This is a genomic window from Nonomuraea glycinis (genome assembly GCF_014646515.1).
GTDB lineage: Bacteria > Actinomycetota > Actinomycetes > Streptosporangiales > Streptosporangiaceae > Nonomuraea > Nonomuraea glycinis.
Window position 1 is genome coordinate 777,085 of record NZ_BMNK01000003.1, and the last position, 18,142, is coordinate 795,226.

An 18,142-nucleotide genomic window follows, 5' to 3' on the forward strand; every position below is an offset into this window, starting at 1 on the left:
GCCGTACGTGGCGTCAAGCGGCATGCTGGTATCCGGGGAAAGACCAGCTCTCGCCCCGGTCGTGCCTGGCATGTGATGTTCGCACCCGGTTCGGGACAGAGTCCTGACCCATGGACGGGTGTGTTCAACGCTGTCAGCGGTCGGAACCGTAGCAGGGCGGGATAGAGCTCCGCCCTGCGTGCCACCTCTTCTCTAGCCTTGCTTTGCCGGTCCGTTACCTGCGTGGCTCGTTGGGGGTGTATATCGCCGTTGGGTCTATTGGGTCATCGCCTGGGCGGTTCTGCCCGTCCAGCGCGTCGCCGCGCATCGTCGACGGGTCGAGCCGGATGGTCGACTCCGCCGCCGGGACCTCCGCGCCCCAGGCCGGCGCCTGGTGGTGCTGCGGCCGGTAGCCCTGGGCGTCGTACTGGCCCTGCTGGGGCTCGTACGCCTGCTGGGGCTGCGGGGGGTAGGGCTGCTGCGGGTCGTACGGCGACTGGGAGTGCTGGGGCTGGCCGGGGTACGCCTGCTGGGACTGCTGCGGCGGGGCCTGCGGCTGGCCGTACTGGGGCTGGCCGTGAGGCTGGCCCTGGGGTTGGCCCTGGGCTTGGCCGTGCTGGGGTTGGCCGTGCTGGGGTTGGCTCTGCTGCGGGGTGCCGAACAGGTCGTCGTGCGGCCTGGCCGGTGCTCCGTAGTCGGGGACCCGCAGGTCAGGCTGGGTGCCCGCGCCCGACTGGTAGGTCTCCGCCTGCTGGTAGGCGTCGAGGAGCTGCTGGGAGCGCGGGTCCACGGGCGGGTCGGGCTCCTGGAAGGCGGACTCGTGGGCCGGGGTGGCGAACTCGCTGCCGGAGTATCCGGTGAACGGCTGGCCGCCCTGCGTCCCCGCCGACTGACCTGCCGACTGCCCCGCCGACTGTCCTGCCTGCTGGCCGCTCGGCTGGTCGCCCTGCTGGCCGAACGCGGGCGGGCGATCGTAATAGGGCTGCTGGCCGCCGTACTGCTGGGGCTGCTCGCTCTGCGGGTACGGCACGCTCGGCGCGGTCTCGCTCGTGGGGTAGGCGGAGCCGAACGCGGCCGGCGGTTCCACCGGTGCCGCGTAGAGGTTCGGCCGGCTGTCGTTGTGCGCGCCGATCTGGCTGTCGGGCTGCGGGGCGTACGGATTCGGCCGGCTCTCGGCCGGAGGCGCGAACTGGTCCGTCGAGCCGTACACGTTGGACTGGCTGTCGGCCGGGCTGTACGGGTTCGGGGGGCTGTACTGGCCTGGCTGGCTGTCCGCCGGGACGTAGGGGGCGGGCTGGTACTCCGGCTGCGACGGGTACGCCGCGTTCGGCGCGGTCTCGGACGGCGCGTACGCGCCGTGCGAGGGCTGGGCCTGCGAACCGAAGGGGTCCTGCGGGTTGTAGGCGTCCGGGGCCGGCGTGCTGTACGCGTCCGAGGCGGGAGTGCTGTAGGCGTCGGGAGCGGGAGTGCTGTACGCGTCCGGGGCCGGCGTGCTGTAGGCGTCCGGAGCCGGCGTGCTGTAGGCGTCCGAGGCAGGGGTGCTGTAAGCGTCCGGCGGGCTGTACCCGTCCTGAGCCGGCGGGCTGTAGGCGTCCTGGGCGGCGGGCGGGCTGTACGGGTCCTGCGCCGCGCCGGCCTGCCCGTAAGTGGCGTCGAACCCGCCGGCCGGCTGCTCCGCCTGGCTCGGGCCACGGTCGGCCGGGGCCGCCGGAAGCGCCGCGAGTGCCCTCGGCTGCTGGTAGCCGTCCTGGCCGGGCGGCGCGGGCTGGTCCTGCGGGGCGAACGGCTGGGCCTTCGGGTTGTAGGGCTGCTGCTGGTACGGGGGCTGCTCGGGCTGGCCGCCGTAGCTCGGCGGCTGCTGCGTGTACCCGGGCTGCTGGCCGTACGGCGGCTGCTGACCCTGAGGTCCGTGGGCGGGCGGGAACCCCGGCTCACCCTGGGCGGGTGGCTGCTGACCGTACTCCTGAGAGGACGGCTGCTGACCGTACTCCTGAGAGGACGGCTGCTGACCGTACTCCTGGGAAGGCGGCCGCTGGCCGTACTCCTGGGCCGGTGGGAAGCCTGGCTGGCCCTGCGAGGGCGGCTGCTGGCCGTAGCCCGGCTGACCCTGCGGCGGCTGCTGCTGGCCGTAGCCCGGCTGGCCCTGCGGCGGCTGCTGCTGGCCGTAGGGCGGCGGGCCCTGTGACGGGGGCTGCTGGCCGTACCCCTGCTGAGGTTGCTGGCCGTACGGCGCGGGGCCCTGTGAGGGCGGCTGCTGGCCGTACCCCTGGGGGCCGTAGTTCTGCGGGTAGCCGACGGCGGGTCGCTCGGGCAGGACCTGCGGCAGCAGGTAGACCAGCGCGATGGCGGTCAGCGCGAGGATCGGCGCGCCGGTGAGCACGAACTCCACGGTGGCCCGCGCGCCCTCGCCGGCGAACAGGCCGAGCACCAGCGACAGCGCGCCGAACACGGTGGCTACCGCCAGGGCGCCGGCCGCGACGTAGGCGATGGGCTTGGCCTTGGGCGAGGGCTGGCCGACCTTGGTGACCAGCAGCACCGCCCCCAGGACGAGCGCCACGTTGATCGGGCTGGTCAGGCTGAAGAAGTGGCCGTAGGCCCGTTCGGTGAACGACAGGCCGCTGCCCCCGAGCGGCCCGGCCGAGCCGATCAGAATGCGGCCCAGCGTCAGCAGGATGTCCAGCCCACCGGCGGCCAACATGATCCAGGCGGCCGGCTCCTTCAACCGCGTGACGTCTAACTTGCTCACAACTACCCCCAACGGGCCCTTTGACCCGATGGGAGTTTGCCACATCATGGACTGGCCCCGTGGGAGTCCCATGCAGCTCGTAGATCACAATAGACGTTACTTTCCCCATAAATCACGCCCTGGCTTGGTATGCGGTGAGCGCGAAATCGACTCCTGTGGGAAGTGTCACCAAGGCCCGATGGAAGACTGGGCCGCATGCACATCGTGTCCCTCGCCGGCGGCATCGGCGGCGCCCGCTTCCTGCGTGGCCTGCGCGCGACCGCGCCTGACGACCAGATCACCGTGATCGGCAACACGGGTGACGACATCACCCTGTTCGGCCTGCGGGTCTGCCCCGACCTCGACACCGTCATGTACACCCTGGGCGGCGGCATCGACGAGGCGCAGGGCTGGGGCCGCGCCGAGGAGACGCACGTCGTCAAGGAGGAGCTGGCCGCCTACGGGGTCGAGCCGCAGTGGTTCGGCCTGGGCGACCGCGACTTCGCCACCCACATCGTCCGCTCCCAGATGCTGGAGGCGGGCTATCCGCTCTCCCAGATCACCCAGGCGCTGTGCGCGCGCTGGCAGCCGGGGGTGCGCCTGCTGCCGATGAGCGACGACCGGTGCGAGACGCACGTGATCATCACCGACGAGCACGGCAAGCGGGCCGTCCACTTCCAGGAGTGGTGGGTACGGCTGCGCGCCTCGGTCGCCGCCGAGTCCTTCGCGCTCGTGGGCGTCGACCAGGCCAAGCCCGCCCCGGGGGTGCTGGACGCGATCGCGGACGCGGACGTGGTCATCCTGCCGCCGTCCAACCCGGTGGTCAGCATCGGCACCATCCTCCAGGTGCCCGGCATCCGCGACGCGCTCACGGCCAAGACCGTGGTGGGCGTCTCCCCCATCATCGGCGGCGCCCCGGTCAGAGGCATGGCCGACGCCTGCCTGACGGCGATCGGGGTGGAGACCAGCGCCCAGGCGGTGCTGGAGCTGTACGGATCCGACCTGATCGGCGGCTGGCTGGTGGCGCCCGAGGACGCGTCGGTCGCCCTGGACGGCGTCCGGGTCGAGGCCCGGCCCCTGCTCATGCACGACCTCGACGCGACGGCCGCCATCGCCCGCGCCGCCCTCGACCTGGCACAGGAGCTCACCCGATGACCGCCATCGCCTTCGACCTGGCACAGGAGCTCAGCCGATGACCGACCGCCTGCAGATAGAGATCTTCGGAGTGCACGGCATCGGCGAGGTGCGGCCCGGCGCCGACATCGCGGCCCTGCTCCAGTACGCCGACATACGCAACGGCGACATCGTCGTCGTCACTTCCAAGATCGTGAGCAAGGCGGAGGGCCGGATCCGCGAGGCTCCCGACCGGGTCAAGGCGATCGAGGACGAGACCGACCGGGTGGTGGCCAGGCGCGGCGACACGGTGATCTCGCAGACCCGGCAGGGCTTCGTGATGGCCGCCGCCGGGGTGGACGCCTCCAACACCGACCCCGGCACCGTGCTCCTGCTGCCGGAGGACTCCGACGCCTCGGCCCGCCGGATCAGGTCGGGGCTGGCGTCCAGGGTGGGAGTGATCGTGTCCGACACCTTCGGCCGCCCGTGGCGGCACGGGCTGACCGACGTGGCCATCGGCGCGGCGGGCGTGACGCCGCTGGCCGACTTCCGGGGCCGCACCGACACCCACGGCAATCCGCTCAACGCCACCGTGACGGCGCTCGTGGACGAGATCGCGGCCGCCGCCGAGCTGGTCAAGGGCAAGCTCGACGGGGTTCCCGTGGCCGTCGTCCGCGGGCTGGCGCACCTGGTGACCGACGAGGACGGTCCGGGGGTCAGGCCGCTGGTGCGTCCGGCCGACGAGGACCTGTTCCGGTTCGGGTCACGGGACGTCGTGTTCGCACGCCGTACCATCAGGGAGTTCTCGGACCTGCCCGTCGATCCCGCCGCGGTGCGGCGGGCGGTCGCGGCGGGCATCGCCGCGCCGGCGCCGCACCACACGACCCCGTGGCGGTTCGTGCTCGTCGAGTCGGCCTCGGTCAGGACGCGGCTGCTCGACGCCATGCGGGAGGCGTGGATCGCGGACCTGCGCGGCGATGGGTTCACCGAGGAGTCGATCGCGAAGCGGGTCAAGCGGGGCGACGTGCTGCGCGCCGCGCCCTGTCTGGTGGTGCCCTGCCTGGTGATGGCGGGCTCGCACACCTACCGGGACGATCGGCGCAACGCCGCCGAGCGGGAGATGTTCGTGGTGGCGACCGGCGCGGGCGTCGAGAACTTCCTGATCCAGCTCGCCGTCGAGGGGCTGGGCTCGGCGTGGGTGTCGTCCACGATGTTCTGCCGGCCGGTGGTGCGCGAGGTGCTCGACCTGCCGGCGGAGTGGGATCCGATGGGTTGTGTCGCGGTCGGCCACGCGGCCGCTCCGCCGCGCGACCGGGCGCCCCGCGACCCTCAGGACTTTTTCGTGACGCGCTGACCTGCGCAGATCGCCAACTATGAGCAAATGTCACGAATTGGTGTACCTGTTAGGAAAGTTTCCTTTACATTGGGGCGCGCCCCCTCGGTAAAGGAGTTCACCGCATGAGAAGGTCGCTCACCTTGCTGTCCGCGACAGCGATCGCCGCCGCTTCCACGGTCTTCGCCACCTCCCCGGCGCTGGCCCACGGCTACGTCAACTCGCCGCCGAGCCGCCAGGCCCACTGCTCCCAGGGCAAGGTCGCCAACTGCGGCGAGATCATCTACGAGCCGCAGAGCGTCGAAGGCCAGAAGGGACAGCGCAACTGCCACGGCGGCGTGCCGCGCTTCGCCCAGCTCAGCGACGAGAGCAAGGCGTGGCCCGTCACCTCGGTCGGGACCACGGTCGACTTCAAGTGGACGCTGACCGCCCAGCACTCCACCGGCACCTGGGAGTACTACATCGGCGGCACCCGCGTCGCGAGCTTCAACGACCAGGGCCGCCGGCCGCCGGCGCAGGTCTCGCACCGGGTGAACCTCTCCGGCTTCAGCGGCAAGCAGCGGGTCCTCGCCATCTGGAACATCGCCGACACGCCGATGGCCTTCTACTCGTGCATCGACCTGCGGATCGGCGGCGGCGCCGGCAACCCCAGCCCCACGCCGACCCCGACCCCGACCCCGACGCCGAGCACGCCCGTGGGCGGCACCTGGAAGGCCGGCACCGCCTACAAGGTCGGCTCGACCGTCACCTACGGCGGCGCCACCTACCGCTGCATCCAGGCGCACACCGCCCTCACCGGCTGGGAGCCGCCGAACGTCCCCGCCCTGTGGGGCAAGGTCTGATCAGCTGACCGGCAGAAGGGGCGCCCGACATAGGCGCCCCCTCCTCCGCCTTCAAAGAGGGTGACCCCTCACCCGCAGGTGGGGTGGCACAGGCGGCGGGCCAGGGCCTCCAGGAACACGTCGATGATCTCGCCCGGTTCCTGGGCCACGTGCAGGGAGCCGTTCGTGGCGGCCGTGATGCCCGCCAGGCCGGCCCGGTCGACGCCCTTGCCGAAGGCGATGATGATGATCTGGATGGGCTTGTCCGGCTTCCACTCGGCACGCAGCCGCTCGGTGAGCTCCGCCGGCTTGAGCCCGCGGCCGTCGTCCCGGCCCGAGGTGATCACCAGGAGCGTGTTGTTCATCTCCTCGCGATACTTGTCACCGACCTCGCGAAAACCGCTCAGGATCGCGTCGTAGAGCGAGCTGTCCCGGCCGGGATGCGCGGTGAGCGTGGTGGTGAGCTCGTTCAGCCGGCCGCGCCTGACCAGCTCGCCCGTCTCCGGGCGGTTGATCGGGCCGAGCCCCACCCGCTCCGCGTACCCCTTGCCGCCGCCGAGCCGATGGGCGAACTCCCAGAACCCCATGTGCGTGGAGTCGGGGAAGAGCTGCAGCCCGATCCTGGCGGCGGACAGCGCCACCCCCACCCGGGTGCCGCCGTTGAGCGGCTCGGCCATGTGCTCGGAGGTGTCGGTCAGCACCAGGATGTTGGTCGGCGGGGCCAGCCTGCTCCAGGCGCGCAACGCCTCGTCGATGTCCTCGTCCGACACCGAGGACCGGATCTTCGGGTTCGTGACCGGGACGTTCGGCGCCGGCGAGATGGGGGCCTGCGTCCCGTCCCCCGACCGGAACCCCGCCTCCCGGACCAGCCGCTGTGCCTCGGGCCCGCGCAGCCACGCGGCGAAGGCCGCCGACGCCTCGGCCACCGTCGGATCGGCGGCGGTCACGACGTACGGGTAGTCGAGGGTGATCGTGCCCTCGCGCGGGTGCAGGGCGACGACCGGGTCCGCGGACGCGCTCAGACTGTGGTTCCACACCGATTGTTCCGGCACGATGACCACCGGGCGCTGCCAGAACGCGCGGTCGTCCACCGCCTCCAGCATGCTGCGGTAGTCGGGCGCCGAGCCCGCCTGCGCCCACCGGACGAACGCGGTCAGCGCCTTGTCGGCCGCCGGCCCGGTGCCGACCACGTCCCTGGCCGCGGCGACCGTGGCGATCCCGGCCCCGGCCAGCGACGGGTCCGGCACGCGGACCACGTCGGGCTCGTTCTCGTTGGGCGCCACCCGGCCGCGCACCGTGGGCGGGAACACCATCCGCCAGTTCATCTCCGTCTCGCCGATGGAGAACCGCTCGGCGAGCGAGGAGCGGGTCGCGAACACCAGCGGCGAGGTCGCCACCACGGCCTCGCCCGCCTGGAGCGCGCTCGCGCCCTGCTCCCGCGCCAGGCGGATCCAGGCCGAGGAGTCGGCGATCCAGCCGTCCGGCCGCTCGCTCAGCACGCCGGCCCGCTCCCCGATCAGCGTGCGCAGCACGGTGGCGGGCGGCCGCTCGGTCACCTGGACGAGCACGCACCGCCCGCCCGCGGTGCTCTTCGTCTCGTTGAACCGCCCGGCCGCCCGCATCACGGCCGGCGCCACGTCCAGGGCGGCCGCCACGTCGACCAGAACAGGCTCTCGTGTCGAGCACAGGGCCCGTGCGCCGCCGAACACCACCACCAGCATGCCCGCGACCAGGGCCACGGCCGTGAGAACCGAGAGCACCCCGTTGCGGAGCGCTCTCTTCCTTCGCTGCTCGGGAGATAACGCGGCGCGGTGTTGGCCAAACCGCACGGTGAACCTCTCTCGCTGGGGAGTGACGATTCTTCCAGCGGATCCCACGGCGGGCGCAAGGGCCCCTGGAACTTGTTATGGCCAGGCCAATGGCTGCTAGGCAAATGGCTAGGCCATCGGCAGCACCCGCCGCACGCTCTGGCACACGCCGTCGCTCGCCGCCGACGCGGCCAGCCGCTCCGCGCTCGGCCGGCCGTACTCGGTGGTGCGCTGCCGCACCGGCCTGCCGGTCAGCTCGACCATCTCGCGCAGCTCGCTGATGGTCTTGTACGACCCGTTCTCCGACCCGGCCATCCGGCTGATCGTCTCCTCCATGAGCGTGCCACCGAGATCGTTCACGCCACCCTGGAGCACCTGGTGACACAGGTCGTCGCGGAGCTTGACCCAGGAGCACTGGATGTTGGAGATCGCGCCGTGCAGCAGGATCCTGGCCAGCGCGTGCACCGCCCGGTTCTCCCTGGCCGTGGGCCCCGGTCTGGCGATGCCCGCCAGGTAGATGGGCGCACTGGTGTGCACGAACGGCAGCAGCACGAACTCGGAGAACCCGCCCGTCTCCTCCTGCAGCCGCCTGATCAGCTTGATGTGCCTGACCCAGTGCAGGTGGGTGTCGACGTGGCCGTACATCATCGTGGAGGTCGTCGGCAGGCCCACCCGGTGCGCGGTCGTGATCACGTCCACCCACTCCTGGGCGGGCAGCTTGCCCTTGGTCAGCACCCAGCGCACGTCGTCGTCGAGGATCTCCGCCGCCGTGCCCGGCAGCGAGTCCACCCCGGCCTCCTTGGCGGCGTGCAGCCAGTCCTCGACCGACAGGTTGGTGCGGCTGGCGCCGTTGATGACCTCCATCGGCGAGAAGGCGTGCACGTGCATGTCCGGCGTCCTGGCCTTGACCGCCCTGGCGATGTCGAAGTAGGCCGTCCCTGGCAGGTCGGGGTGGATGCCGCCCTGCATGCACACCTCGGTCGCGCCCGCCCGCCACGCCTCCTCGGCCCGGTCCGCCACCTGGTCCAGACTCAGGGTGTACGCGTCGGCGTCCGTCCTGCGCTGGGCGAAGGCGCAGAACCGGCAGCCGGTGTAACAGACGTTGGTGAAGTTGATGTTCCTGTTGACGACATAGGTGACCTCGTCCCCCACCGCCTGCCGCCGCAACTCGTCCGCGATCCCGGTGAGCTCCTCCAGCGCCTCCCCGTCGGCCGACAGCAACGCGACCGCCTCGGCGTCGCTGAGCCCCGCAGGATCACTCTCCGCCCGCCGCAACGCCTCCCGCACCTCGGACGACACAGCGGGTGCGGCTCGTACGGCGGGGTCCAGCCGGTCGCGCAGCGCGTCCCAGTCCCCGTAGACGTGGTCGAAGTCATCGCGCCGATCATTCGTCCGCCCGGAGGTGTCCACCTCCACGTGCAGATCCACCCGCCCGGAGGGCGCGAACCCCCCGTCCGGCTCCTGCCAGGGCAGCCCCGCGGGCATCGCCCCTTCCCGGGCCAGCCCCGTCTCCGGGTCGGCCAGCGCCGTCACGTGCCCGAACAGCCGGGGATCCAGCCACGGCTCCCCCGCCCGCACGTACTCGGGGTAGATGGTCAACCGCTCCCGCAGGAGGAACCCGTGCTCGGCCGTACGCGCGGCCAGTTCGTCGATCTGCGGCCACGGCCGTTCCGGGTTCACGTGGTCGGGGGTCAGCGGCGACACCCCGCCCCAGTCGTCGATCCCCGCCCGGATCATCAGCTCGTACTCGGAGTCCACCAGGTTGGGCGGCGCCTGCACGCGCGCCCGCGGCCCCAGCACCAGCCGGGTCACGGCGATGGTAGCGGCCAGCTCCTTCAAGTCCGCGTCGGGCAGCCCGCGCATCGCGGTGTCCGGCTTGGCGCGGAAGTTCTGGACGATGACCTCCTGGATCGCGCCGTACTCGCGAGCCACCCGCCGGATCGCGAAAATCGACTCGGCCCGGTCCTCGACAGTCTCCCCGATGCCGATCAGGATCCCCGTCGTGAACGGCACGTTGGTCCGCCCGGCGTCCTCCAGCACCCGCAGCCGTACCGCCGGGTCCTTGTCGGGGGAGCCGTAGTGCGGCTGCCCCTTCTCCTCGAACAGCCGCCGCGAGGTGGTCTCCAGCATCATGCCCATCGACGGCGCCACGGGCTTGAGCCGCTGCAGGTCACGCCAGCTCAGCACGCCGGGGTTGAGGTGCGGCAGCAGCCCGGTCTCCTCCAGCACCGCGATGGCCATCGCCCGCACATAGGAGAGCGTGTCGTCGTAGCCGTGCGCGTCCAGCCACTCGCGCGCCTGGTGCCAGCGGTCCTCCGGCCGGTCCCCCAGGGTGAACAGCGCTTCCTTGCATCCCATGGCCGCGCCCTGCCTGGCGATCTCCAGCACCTCGTCCGGGCTGAGGAAGGGCGCGTCGAGCTTGTGCGGCGCGGTGGCGAACGTGCAGTAGCCGCAGCGATCCCGGCACAGCCGGGTCAGCGGGATGAACACCTTCCTGCTGTAGGTGATGACCCCCGCGCGGCCGACGGCCGCGAGGCCGGCGTCCCGCACCCGGGAGGCGTGGTCCAGCAAGGTGTCGAGGTGCTCGCCGCGCGCGTGCAGCAGCACGGTGGCCTCGGCCACGTCCAGGGTCTTGCCATCACGGGCACGAGCGAGAGCGCGACGGAACGCGGAATCACTGACGAGACTCATACCGGCACACTACGGGCAGCTAAGTTCGTGGCGCGCACCCAGGGCCGGGTCAGAACGACCGGTAGTCGCGCGCGGCCAGCCTCGGCCCGCGCGCCGGCGGGCGCAGACCCGTCAGCATGACGAGCAGGGTGGCCCGGTGCCGATGCCCCTGGTAGGGCTCCAGCAGCCGCATCATGCCGGGATCGTCCGTCTTCTCCCCCGTCAGCGCGTATCCGACCAGCTTGGCCAGGTGGAAGTCGCCGACGCTGACCGCGTCCGGGTCGCCGAAGACGCGCTGGCGCACCTCGGCGGACGTCCACACGCCGATCCCCGGCAGGGCGCGCAGCAGCCGGTCGAGCTCCTCGCTGGTGGTGGCGGCCTCCAGCTTGTCCGCGTGCCAGGCGGCGGTGGCGATGGTCCTGGCGCGCACGGCCTCGGCCCCGGCCCGGTGCCAGTGCCAGCTCGGGATCTCCCGCCACACGGACGGCTCGGGCACCACCCACATCCCCTCGGGCGCGGGCCCCGGCGCCGGCTCGCCGTACTGACGCAGCAGCCACCGCCACGCCCGCCACGCCTCACGGCCGACGACCTTCTGCTCGAGTACGGCCGGAACCAGCGCCTCCATGACCCGGGCCGTGCTGCCGATGCGCAGCCCCGGATGCTTCCTGGCCACGTCGTCCAGCACCGCGTGCCGTACCTCGAAGCCCGAGACGTCGTCGTCGGCGCCGAGCAGCGCGGGCAGCCGGTCCAGCATCCAGGCGGCCCCCGGCCCCCAGGCGCGCCCGTGCACCTCCCGGTGGCCGAGCGTCACCTTGAGCGTGACGGGCCCGTCCGGCGTACGCGTGGTGCGCCAGACGGCCCCGTCCAGCGTCTGACGCCAGGCCGGGTCGCCGGAGCCGCGCTTGTGAGGGGCCAGCGCCATCCCCACGTCCAACGGCCCCTCAGGCGCCCAGACCCGCTCCTTCATCGGCCGCCCTCGCGGGCGGCCACGGCGTACCTCGTCATCCGCTCAGCATGCCCGCCACCGGTCGGCCGTCACCCGAAGCATCACGCGCACCACCGGTCAGACGTCACTCGAATAGCGGACCGCGCGCTCCGGCAGCTCCACGCCGGGCCAGATGCGTACTCCGGCCTGCAGCTCGTTGCCCGGCCCCACGACCGCGCCGTCGCCGATGACCGCGTCGCGCACCACCGTGTCCGCGCAGACCCGCGCCCCCCGGCCGAGCACCGAGTCGGTCACGTGGGCGCCGGACTCGATCACGCAGTCGTCGCTCAGCACGGAGCCGATGACCGTGGCGCCCGCCTCGACGACGGTACGGGCGCCCACCGTCGTGCCGCCCTGGACCTTGGCCTCCGGCGAGACGACCGAGCCGGGCAGGGCAAGGTATTCGCCCGTGGGCCCCGGCAGGGCGGGCGAGGCCAGGCGGCCGAGCACCAGGTCGCGCGAGCCCTCGACGAACGCGGCGGGGGTGCCGACGTCGAGCCAGTAGGTCCGGTCGGCGTAGCCGAGCACGAGCCGGCCCGACTCGATCAGGCCGGGGAAGGTCTCCCGCTCCACCGACACGACCTCGTCACGCGGGATCTGGTCGATGACCGACCGGGTGAACACGTAACAGCCGGCGTTGATCCGGTTGGTGACCGGGTTGGGGGTCTTCTCCAGGAAGGCCGTCACCCGGCCGTCCTCGTCGGTGGGGACGCAGCCGAACCGGGTCGGATCCTCCACCTCCGTCAAATGGAGCGTTACAGCGGCGTCCCGATCGAGGTGGACGCGCACCTGCTCGCCGATGTCATGGCCGGACAGGATGTCGCCGTTGAGCACCAGCACCGGATCGCCCGGCCCCGCCGACAGCGCCTCGGCCGCATTGCGGATGGCGCCGCCGGTGCCCAGCGGGGTCTCCTCCGTCATGTACTCGATCGAGAGCCCGAACGCGGACCCGTCACCGAACTCCGGCTCGAACATCGCCGCCTTGTACGAGGTGGCGAAGACGATCCGGCGTACGCCGAACGAGCGGGCCCGTGCCAGTTGGTGGGCCAGGAAAGGCACTCCGGCGGTCGGCAGCAGCGGCTTCGGCGTGCCCAGCGTCAACGGACGCAGGCGCGTGCCCTGCCCCCCGACCAGGAGGATGGCCTCTAGGTCTGGCAAAGAGCTCTCCATATCTTTGGGAGGGTAGCGAATTATTCGATGGCGCGTTGATAAGAACTGAGGTGCGCTTCGGCCGAGGCTTCCCAGGTGAATTCGCGTGCTCTCGCCAGCCCGGCCTCCCGCAATTGCCGTCTCCTGTCCGGTGCGGCCAGAAGCTGGGCCAGCGCGGTGGCGATGCTGTCGGCGTCCGGCTCACTGTAGGCGACCGCGTCACCGCCCACCTCGGGCAGCGACGTGCGGTGGGTGGTCAGCACGGGCGCGCCGCAGGCCATCGCCTCCAGCACGGGCAGGCCGAACCCCTCACCCCTGGACGGGAAGGCCACCACGAGCGCCCCGCCGAGGAAGCCGGGCAGGTCGGGCGCGTGCAGGTAGCCGGGCCGCACGACCTTGACGGTGGCCTCGACCTCGCGGCAGGCGGCGTCCACGTCGTCCTCGTGCACGCCGCCGCCGAGCACCAGCGCGGGCGGTTCGGCCAGCCCCTTGACGGCGGCGGCGAAGCCGCGGATCAGGTTTGGAACGTTCTTGCGCGGATCCAGCGCGCCCAGGAAGGCGACATAGGGCTGGCCGTGCAGGCCGCACCTGCTGACCGCCCGCTGGATCTCGGTCTTGCTCGGCGCGTGGAACTGCTCCTGGTCGACGCCGTGGTAGGCGACGTCGATGCGGGTGGGGTCGGCGTGCAGCACCCGCACGAGTTCGTCCCTGGTCGCCTTGGACGGCACGATCACCCGGTTGGCGTGCCGGACGGCGGTGCGGGTGGCCGAGCGGAAGAACGAGGCCCTGGCGGGGCTGTGCTGCTCGGGCTCGGTGAACCAGGTGACGTCGTGCACCGTCGCCACGGTCCGCACGCCCGGGCGGAGCGGGATGGAGTAGTAGGGGGCATGGATCACGTCAGCGCCGACCTGGCGGGCGAGCAGCGGCAGGCCGGTCTGCTCCCAGGTGAGCCGGGCCGACCGGTTGGTCAGCGAGACGGGTCCGGGCATGATCCGGGCCGATGGCGCGATCGCGGTGTATCGCTCGGCGTCCGCCCGCTGGCAGGCCACCGCTAGATCGGCGCCCGCCCGGTCGAGCGCGCGCACCAAACCGTCCACATACCTGATCAAGGCACCACGGTCCGCGGGAACCGCGGCCGCGTCGACGAGCACTCGAGGCATTACGGTGATCTTCTCCCCTCAAGATCAACGTGGGATCTGGTGTCCCCCTCTATTTCCAGCTTATGACCAGCCTCCCCTAAATCGTGTGTCAAATCACACTGAGTCGCGACGTGCCGAAATTCCCGCCAATCCGGCACAGAGCAAATCACCAAGAATGATGACAATCCTGGAACAAAGCGCCACGGCGATGGCCTGGCCGGCGTCCATGACGGGCGCGAGGACCGCCACCATGGCGAGCTCCCGCACCCCCGCTCCGGCCGGCACGACGAACGTCAGGATCCCGAGGCACCACGACAGCGCGAAGGCTCCCACGGCGAACAGCAGACCGGTCTCGGGGGCGACGAAGAACAGGTGCACGCCGTAGCAGCCCCAGCCGAGCACCGCCCAGCCGAGCGCGGTCAGCATCCCGCGCCGGGTGAGCGGCCGCTCCAGCGGCTCCCGCTTCAGCTTGCGCAGCCCGAAGCCGATCAGGCCGTTGATCACCTTGGGCTCCAGCAGCACCAGGAGCACCGGGACGAAGAGCAGCAGCCAGCCGAACCGGTCCCAGCCGAGCGTGCCGAGCGCGACCAGCAGGCCGCTGGCGAGCTGGATCGGCATCATCAGGAAGAACGCCGCCGCGCTGCGCGGCCGCGGCACGCCGAGGTCGCGCCCCATCTCCATCTGGGCGAGCATCGGCCAGACGGCGCCGGGGATGTACTTGCCGAGCTGGCCGACGAAGAAGACCTTGGCCGCCGACCGCAGCGGCAGTGGTGAGCCCAGGTCGGCCAGCAGGGTGCGCCAGGTGAGCATGGCGCCGAGCAGGGCCGCGACGACGGCGACGAGCGAGCCGGCGAGCATCGGCCAGCTCAGCGCGGCGAACCCGGCGACCACCGCGTCCCACTGCGAGGCCACGGCGTACGCGCCGAACCCCAGCGCCACGACGAGGAACCCGATCCGCACCGCCCTGCGCACCACCGCCCCCTTGCGCCCGGACCTCCCCCCACCGACGCCGACGACCCCCTCGGCCTCGACATCACGACCGACCTCGGGGCCCCCTGCTTCCGGGGTGCCCGGCTCGGGGTCGCTCGCTGTACGGGAGTGGCCTCGCCCCTTCTCGGGGCGACCTGCCGTACCGGAGTCGCTCACAGCGGGCGGACCCGCTCGGGCGGCTGGGGGAGTGCGGCGCCCGCCGGGCGGCGCGGCGTCTTGGTCGCCACCCACAGGTAGGTCGGCACGAGCGGCAGGAGCAGTCGCAGCACGGCGCGGGGCGTGCGGGCCAGCACCGTCCGCGCCACCCGCCCCAGCGCCCCGGGGAAGAGCTCGGACCCGGCGAACCGGGTCGGCGTCGCCAGCACCGGCAGGGTGTAGTCCCACACGTGGAAGGCGCGCAGCATCCTGCGCAGCCCGCGCCGGGTGCGGAAACGTTCGTAGTAGTGGTCGGCGCGGCCGGAGGCGCGCACGTAGCGGTCGGCCAGCGCGGGCGGCAGGTAGGACAGGAACGGCAGCTTGTAGTGCGGCTCCATGACGCCCAGCCGGTTGCCGAGGCCGAGGTAGAGGGCGCCGTCGTCGGAGAGCACCCGGTGCATCTCGGCCACCACCGCGTCGGGGTCGACCACGTGCTCGTAGATGTGGTTGAAGACCAGCACGTCGATCGAGCCGTCGGGGAAGGGCAGCGCGGTGCCGTCGCCGCAGACGAACGCCACCCGCTCGCCGAACCGGTCGGCCGCCTTGCGCAACCCCGGCACGTCGATGTCGATGCCGAGGGTGTGCTTGGCCCCGGCCCCGGCGAGCTCGTCGGCGATGAACCCGGCCGAACAGCCCACGTCGCCCACGGTCAGCCCGCCGAGCGGCCCGCGAAAGTGCTCCAGCACCGCGATGATCTTCGCGGCCTTGCGCCGGCGCTTCTCCTCGTCGAGCATCGCCGACTGGAACTCGGAGTAGGCCAGCTGCGCGACCCGTTGCTTTCCCACGCCGCCCAACAGTACCCGCGCTCGCCGCTGTCAGCCGCCCCTCCCGCTTTGGTACCCCCGGCTGCGGAGCCCGTACGGAGAGCGACGCCCTGTCCACGAACTGCCAGTTCTGCGCCACCGCCCTGGTCGCCGACACCTCCAAGGACGCCCAGATCGCGCTGAAGGCGGTCCTGCCGTTCGCGCTCGACCGGCGCGCCGCCCGCGACGCGATGCGCGGCTGGACCCGTAGCCGCTGGTTCGCCTGAACCGCCTCAAGAAGGTCAGCGAGGCGGAGTCCATCAGCTCCTCCCGGGAGGACCGTCGCCTTGAGGCGATGGGTGAATCGGGAGTGGGAGGGCCGTCAAGGCCCGAGCGTGCCCTGACCTGTCAGGTCCGCGCATCACGGACGTCCTTCCTGGCTTTGTCGGCGCCAGCCGATATCGTGGTGGTGTCGTTACCGAAAGTGATGGGAGGTGGGGTATGCGCAGGTCGTTCAAGTTCCTGCTGCGTCCCACCGCCCGGCAGGTTGCGGCGCTGGCGGCGTGTCTGGAGGATCATCGGCAGCTTTACAACGCCGCTCTGGAGCACCGCCGTACCGCTTATGCCAAAGCGGGCGTGAGCGTCCGGTACGGCGAGCAGTCCGCCGAGTTGAAACACATCCGGGGCGATGACCCCGACGGGCAGGGCCGGTGGTCGTTCTCCTCCCAGCAGGCCACGCTGCGCCGACTCGACAAAGCGTTCCGCGCCTTCTTCGAGCGCGTGAAGACCGGACGCACCCCCGGCTACCCGCGGTTCAAAGGACGCGGCCGGTTCGACAGCGTTGAGTGGCCCAAGGACGGCGACGGCTGCCGCTGGGACTCCCAGCCCGACCACCCAACCGCAACCTACGTGCGGCTCCAGGGCATCGGGCACGTGCGGGTCCACCAGCACCGCCCGGTCCAGGGCCAGGTCAAGACGATCAGCGTCAATCGGGAAGGCTCCCGCTGGTACGTGACGCTGTCGTGTGACGAGGTGCCCGCCGCACCGCTGCCCGCCACGGCTGCGGTCGCCGGGATCGACCTGGGCGTCGCCTCGCTCGTCACCACCTCCGACGGCGCCCAGGTGGCCAATCCGCGTCACCTCGCGGCCACCGCCGACCGCCTCGGCGACGCCCAGCGCGACCTGGCCCGCAAGAAGCGGGGCTCCCAGCGCCGCCGCAAGCAGGTGGCACGGGTCGCCGCGCTGCACGCCAAGGTCCGCAGGCAGCGCCTCGACGGCGCGCACAAGGCCGCGCTCGCCCTGGTCCGCGCCTACGACGTGATCGCGCACGAAGACCTGCGGATCACCAACATGACCCGCAGCGCCTCCGGCACGGTCGAGCAGCCCGGCCGCAACGTCGCGCAGAAGTCCGGGCTCAACCGTTCGATCCTGGACGCGGGCTGGGGGGTGTTCCTGACGATCCTGTCGCACAAGGCTGAAAGCGCCGGTCGCAAGCTGATCGCGGTGAACCCCGCCCACACCTCCCGCACATGCGCCCGCTGCGGGCACTGCGCGAAGGACAACCGCCTCACCCAGGCCGAGTTCGCCTGCACGGCGTGCGGGCATGCCGCGCACGCCGACGTGAACGCGGCGATCAACATCTTGAGGGCAGGGCTTGCCCTTCGCCAGGCCGCGCAAGCGGCTTAGCGAAAAGCCGCTCCCTTCAGGGACCGGAGGAGTCACGAAGAGCACCTATCTGCTGCCGCACTGGACGTTCGACGCGGGCACCGTCTCGGACTACAGCGGCCAGCGCGGCGAGCACTACTACGTCACCGAGACCTACACCTCGAACGGCCAGACCAAGACCCGCCAGGTGCGCAGGACCCGCTGGTACTCGGCCTCGGGCCGGGTGTCGCGCCACTTCGACGACGTGCTGGTGGCGGCCACCGGCAAGCTGCCGAGGGAGCGGCTGGACGCGCTCGAACCGTGGGCGCTGGAGCGGGTGGTGCCGTTCGAGCCCGGCTACCTGTCCGGGCACCACAGCCTGCGCTACGACACCGAGCCGGACAGCGGGCTTGAGCAGGCCAAGGCCAAGATGGCGAAGGTCATCGAGGACGACTGCAAGCGGCACATCGGCGGTGACACGCAGCGCCTGCACGAGGTGCGCACCGGCTATTCGGGGGTCACGTTCAAGCTGGTGCTGCTGCCGGTGTGGATCGGCTCCTACCTGTACGGCGGCCGGCCGTACCAGATCATGATCAACGGGGTGGGCGGCGAGGTGCAGGGCGACCGGCCGTACAGCACCGTCAAGATCACCCTCGCGGTGCTCGCGGCGGTGGCCGTCGTCGCGGCCCTCGTCCTGCTCTACCTGGGACAGCGCGGCTAGCGACCGCAGGCGGCACGCGCGCCGCACCTGGGCCGCGCGCCTGGCGGGTCAGGCGACACGCGTACCTCGCCCGGGCCGCGCGCCTGGCGACGGTCGGGCGACACGCGTACCTCGCCTGGCGACGGTC

At 71.8% G+C, this 18,142-nt stretch carries 13 protein-coding genes; 5 read left to right on the forward strand and 8 right to left on the reverse strand.

Annotated features, from left to right (window positions below; all coding sequences use genetic code 11):
• Nucleotides 1–214 precede the first annotated feature (214 nt).
• Nucleotides 215–2,725, reverse strand: a complete 2,511-nt coding sequence (locus IEY87_RS13120; protein ID WP_189138822.1) for a hypothetical protein — start codon at nucleotides 2,723–2,725, stop codon at nucleotides 215–217.
• A gap of 195 nt (nucleotides 2,726–2,920) precedes the next feature.
• Between IEY87_RS13120 and cofD the strand changes: the two genes are divergently transcribed.
• The 3 genes from cofD to IEY87_RS13135 all read left to right on the forward strand — a co-directional run bounded on the left by cofD (nucleotide 2,921) and on the right by IEY87_RS13135 (nucleotide 5,992).
• The gene (cofD, locus tag IEY87_RS13125; protein WP_189138823.1) at nucleotides 2,921–3,859 is read left to right on the forward strand and encodes a 2-phospho-L-lactate transferase; all 939 of its coding nucleotides are present in this window, start codon (nucleotides 2,921–2,923) and stop codon (nucleotides 3,857–3,859) included.
• Between the two features lie 37 nt (nucleotides 3,860–3,896).
• Nucleotides 3,897–5,171: a coenzyme F420-0:L-glutamate ligase gene (locus tag IEY87_RS13130; RefSeq protein ID WP_189138824.1), complete on the forward strand. Its 1,275-nt coding sequence runs from the start codon at nucleotides 3,897–3,899 to the stop codon at nucleotides 5,169–5,171.
• Nucleotides 5,172–5,275: 104 nt separating this feature from the next.
• Entirely contained in the window at nucleotides 5,276–5,992 is a 717-nt protein-coding gene (locus IEY87_RS13135; RefSeq protein WP_189138825.1) for a lytic polysaccharide monooxygenase, read from the forward strand.
• A gap of 68 nt (nucleotides 5,993–6,060) precedes the next feature.
• Here the strand turns inward: IEY87_RS13135 and IEY87_RS13140 are convergent, their stop codons facing one another.
• The 7 genes from IEY87_RS13140 to IEY87_RS13170 all read right to left on the reverse strand — a co-directional run bounded on the left by IEY87_RS13140 (nucleotide 6,061) and on the right by IEY87_RS13170 (nucleotide 15,692).
• Nucleotides 6,061–7,731, reverse strand: a complete 1,671-nt coding sequence (locus tag IEY87_RS13140; RefSeq protein WP_189138826.1) for a substrate-binding and VWA domain-containing protein — start codon at nucleotides 7,729–7,731, stop codon at nucleotides 6,061–6,063.
• 177 nt (nucleotides 7,732–7,908) lie between these two features.
• Complete coding sequence (locus IEY87_RS13145; RefSeq protein WP_189138827.1) at nucleotides 7,909–10,470, reverse strand: bifunctional FO biosynthesis protein CofGH; 2,562 nt, start codon at nucleotides 10,468–10,470, stop codon at nucleotides 7,909–7,911.
• A gap of 49 nt (nucleotides 10,471–10,519) precedes the next feature.
• On the reverse strand, nucleotides 10,520–11,416 hold the full coding sequence (locus tag IEY87_RS13150) for a DNA-3-methyladenine glycosylase family protein (RefSeq protein WP_189138828.1): 897 nt from the start codon (nucleotides 11,414–11,416) through the stop codon (nucleotides 10,520–10,522).
• A gap of 96 nt (nucleotides 11,417–11,512) precedes the next feature.
• Entirely contained in the window at nucleotides 11,513–12,592 is a 1,080-nt protein-coding gene (gene manB / locus IEY87_RS13155) for a mannose-1-phosphate guanylyltransferase (RefSeq protein WP_225276978.1), read from the reverse strand.
• Nucleotides 12,593–12,624: 32 nt separating this feature from the next.
• Complete coding sequence (locus IEY87_RS13160; protein ID WP_225276979.1) at nucleotides 12,625–13,692, reverse strand: glycosyltransferase family 4 protein; 1,068 nt, start codon at nucleotides 13,690–13,692, stop codon at nucleotides 12,625–12,627.
• 144 nt (nucleotides 13,693–13,836) lie between these two features.
• Nucleotides 13,837–14,868: a lysylphosphatidylglycerol synthase transmembrane domain-containing protein gene (locus IEY87_RS13165; RefSeq protein WP_225276980.1), complete on the reverse strand. Its 1,032-nt coding sequence runs from the start codon at nucleotides 14,866–14,868 to the stop codon at nucleotides 13,837–13,839.
• On the reverse strand, nucleotides 14,865–15,692 hold the full coding sequence (locus IEY87_RS13170) for a class I SAM-dependent methyltransferase (protein ID WP_189138831.1): 828 nt from the start codon (nucleotides 15,690–15,692) through the stop codon (nucleotides 14,865–14,867). The genes IEY87_RS13165 and IEY87_RS13170 overlap by 4 nt, the downstream gene beginning before the upstream one ends.
• Before the next feature lie 459 nt (nucleotides 15,693–16,151).
• Between IEY87_RS13170 and IEY87_RS13175 the strand changes: the two genes are divergently transcribed.
• Entirely contained in the window at nucleotides 16,152–17,336 is a 1,185-nt protein-coding gene (locus IEY87_RS13175) for an RNA-guided endonuclease InsQ/TnpB family protein (protein ID WP_189138832.1), read from the forward strand.
• The gene (locus IEY87_RS13180; protein WP_189138833.1) at nucleotides 17,305–18,015 is read left to right on the forward strand and encodes a hypothetical protein; all 711 of its coding nucleotides are present in this window, start codon (nucleotides 17,305–17,307) and stop codon (nucleotides 18,013–18,015) included. Before IEY87_RS13175 ends, IEY87_RS13180 begins: the two co-directional genes overlap by 32 nt.
• Nucleotides 18,016–18,142 lie beyond the last annotated feature (127 nt).

What these genes read in the sequence shown, in the direction of transcription:
- IEY87_RS13150 (WP_189138828.1), bottom strand. Translation starts at nt 11,416, where the DNA reads ATGAAGGAGCGGGTCTGGGCGCCTGAGGGGCCGTTGGACGTGGGGATG.
- IEY87_RS13145 (WP_189138827.1), bottom strand. Translation starts at nt 10,470, where the DNA reads ATGAGTCTCGTCAGTGATTCCGCGTTCCGTCGCGCTCTCGCTCGTGCC.
- IEY87_RS13175 (WP_189138832.1), top strand. Translation starts at nt 16,152, where the DNA reads ATGCGCAGGTCGTTCAAGTTCCTGCTGCGTCCCACCGCCCGGCAGGTT.
- cofD (WP_189138823.1), top strand. Translation starts at nt 2,921, where the DNA reads ATGCACATCGTGTCCCTCGCCGGCGGCATCGGCGGCGCCCGCTTCCTG.
- IEY87_RS13135 (WP_189138825.1), top strand. Translation starts at nt 5,276, where the DNA reads ATGAGAAGGTCGCTCACCTTGCTGTCCGCGACAGCGATCGCCGCCGCT.
- IEY87_RS13130 (WP_189138824.1), top strand. Translation starts at nt 3,897, where the DNA reads ATGACCGACCGCCTGCAGATAGAGATCTTCGGAGTGCACGGCATCGGC.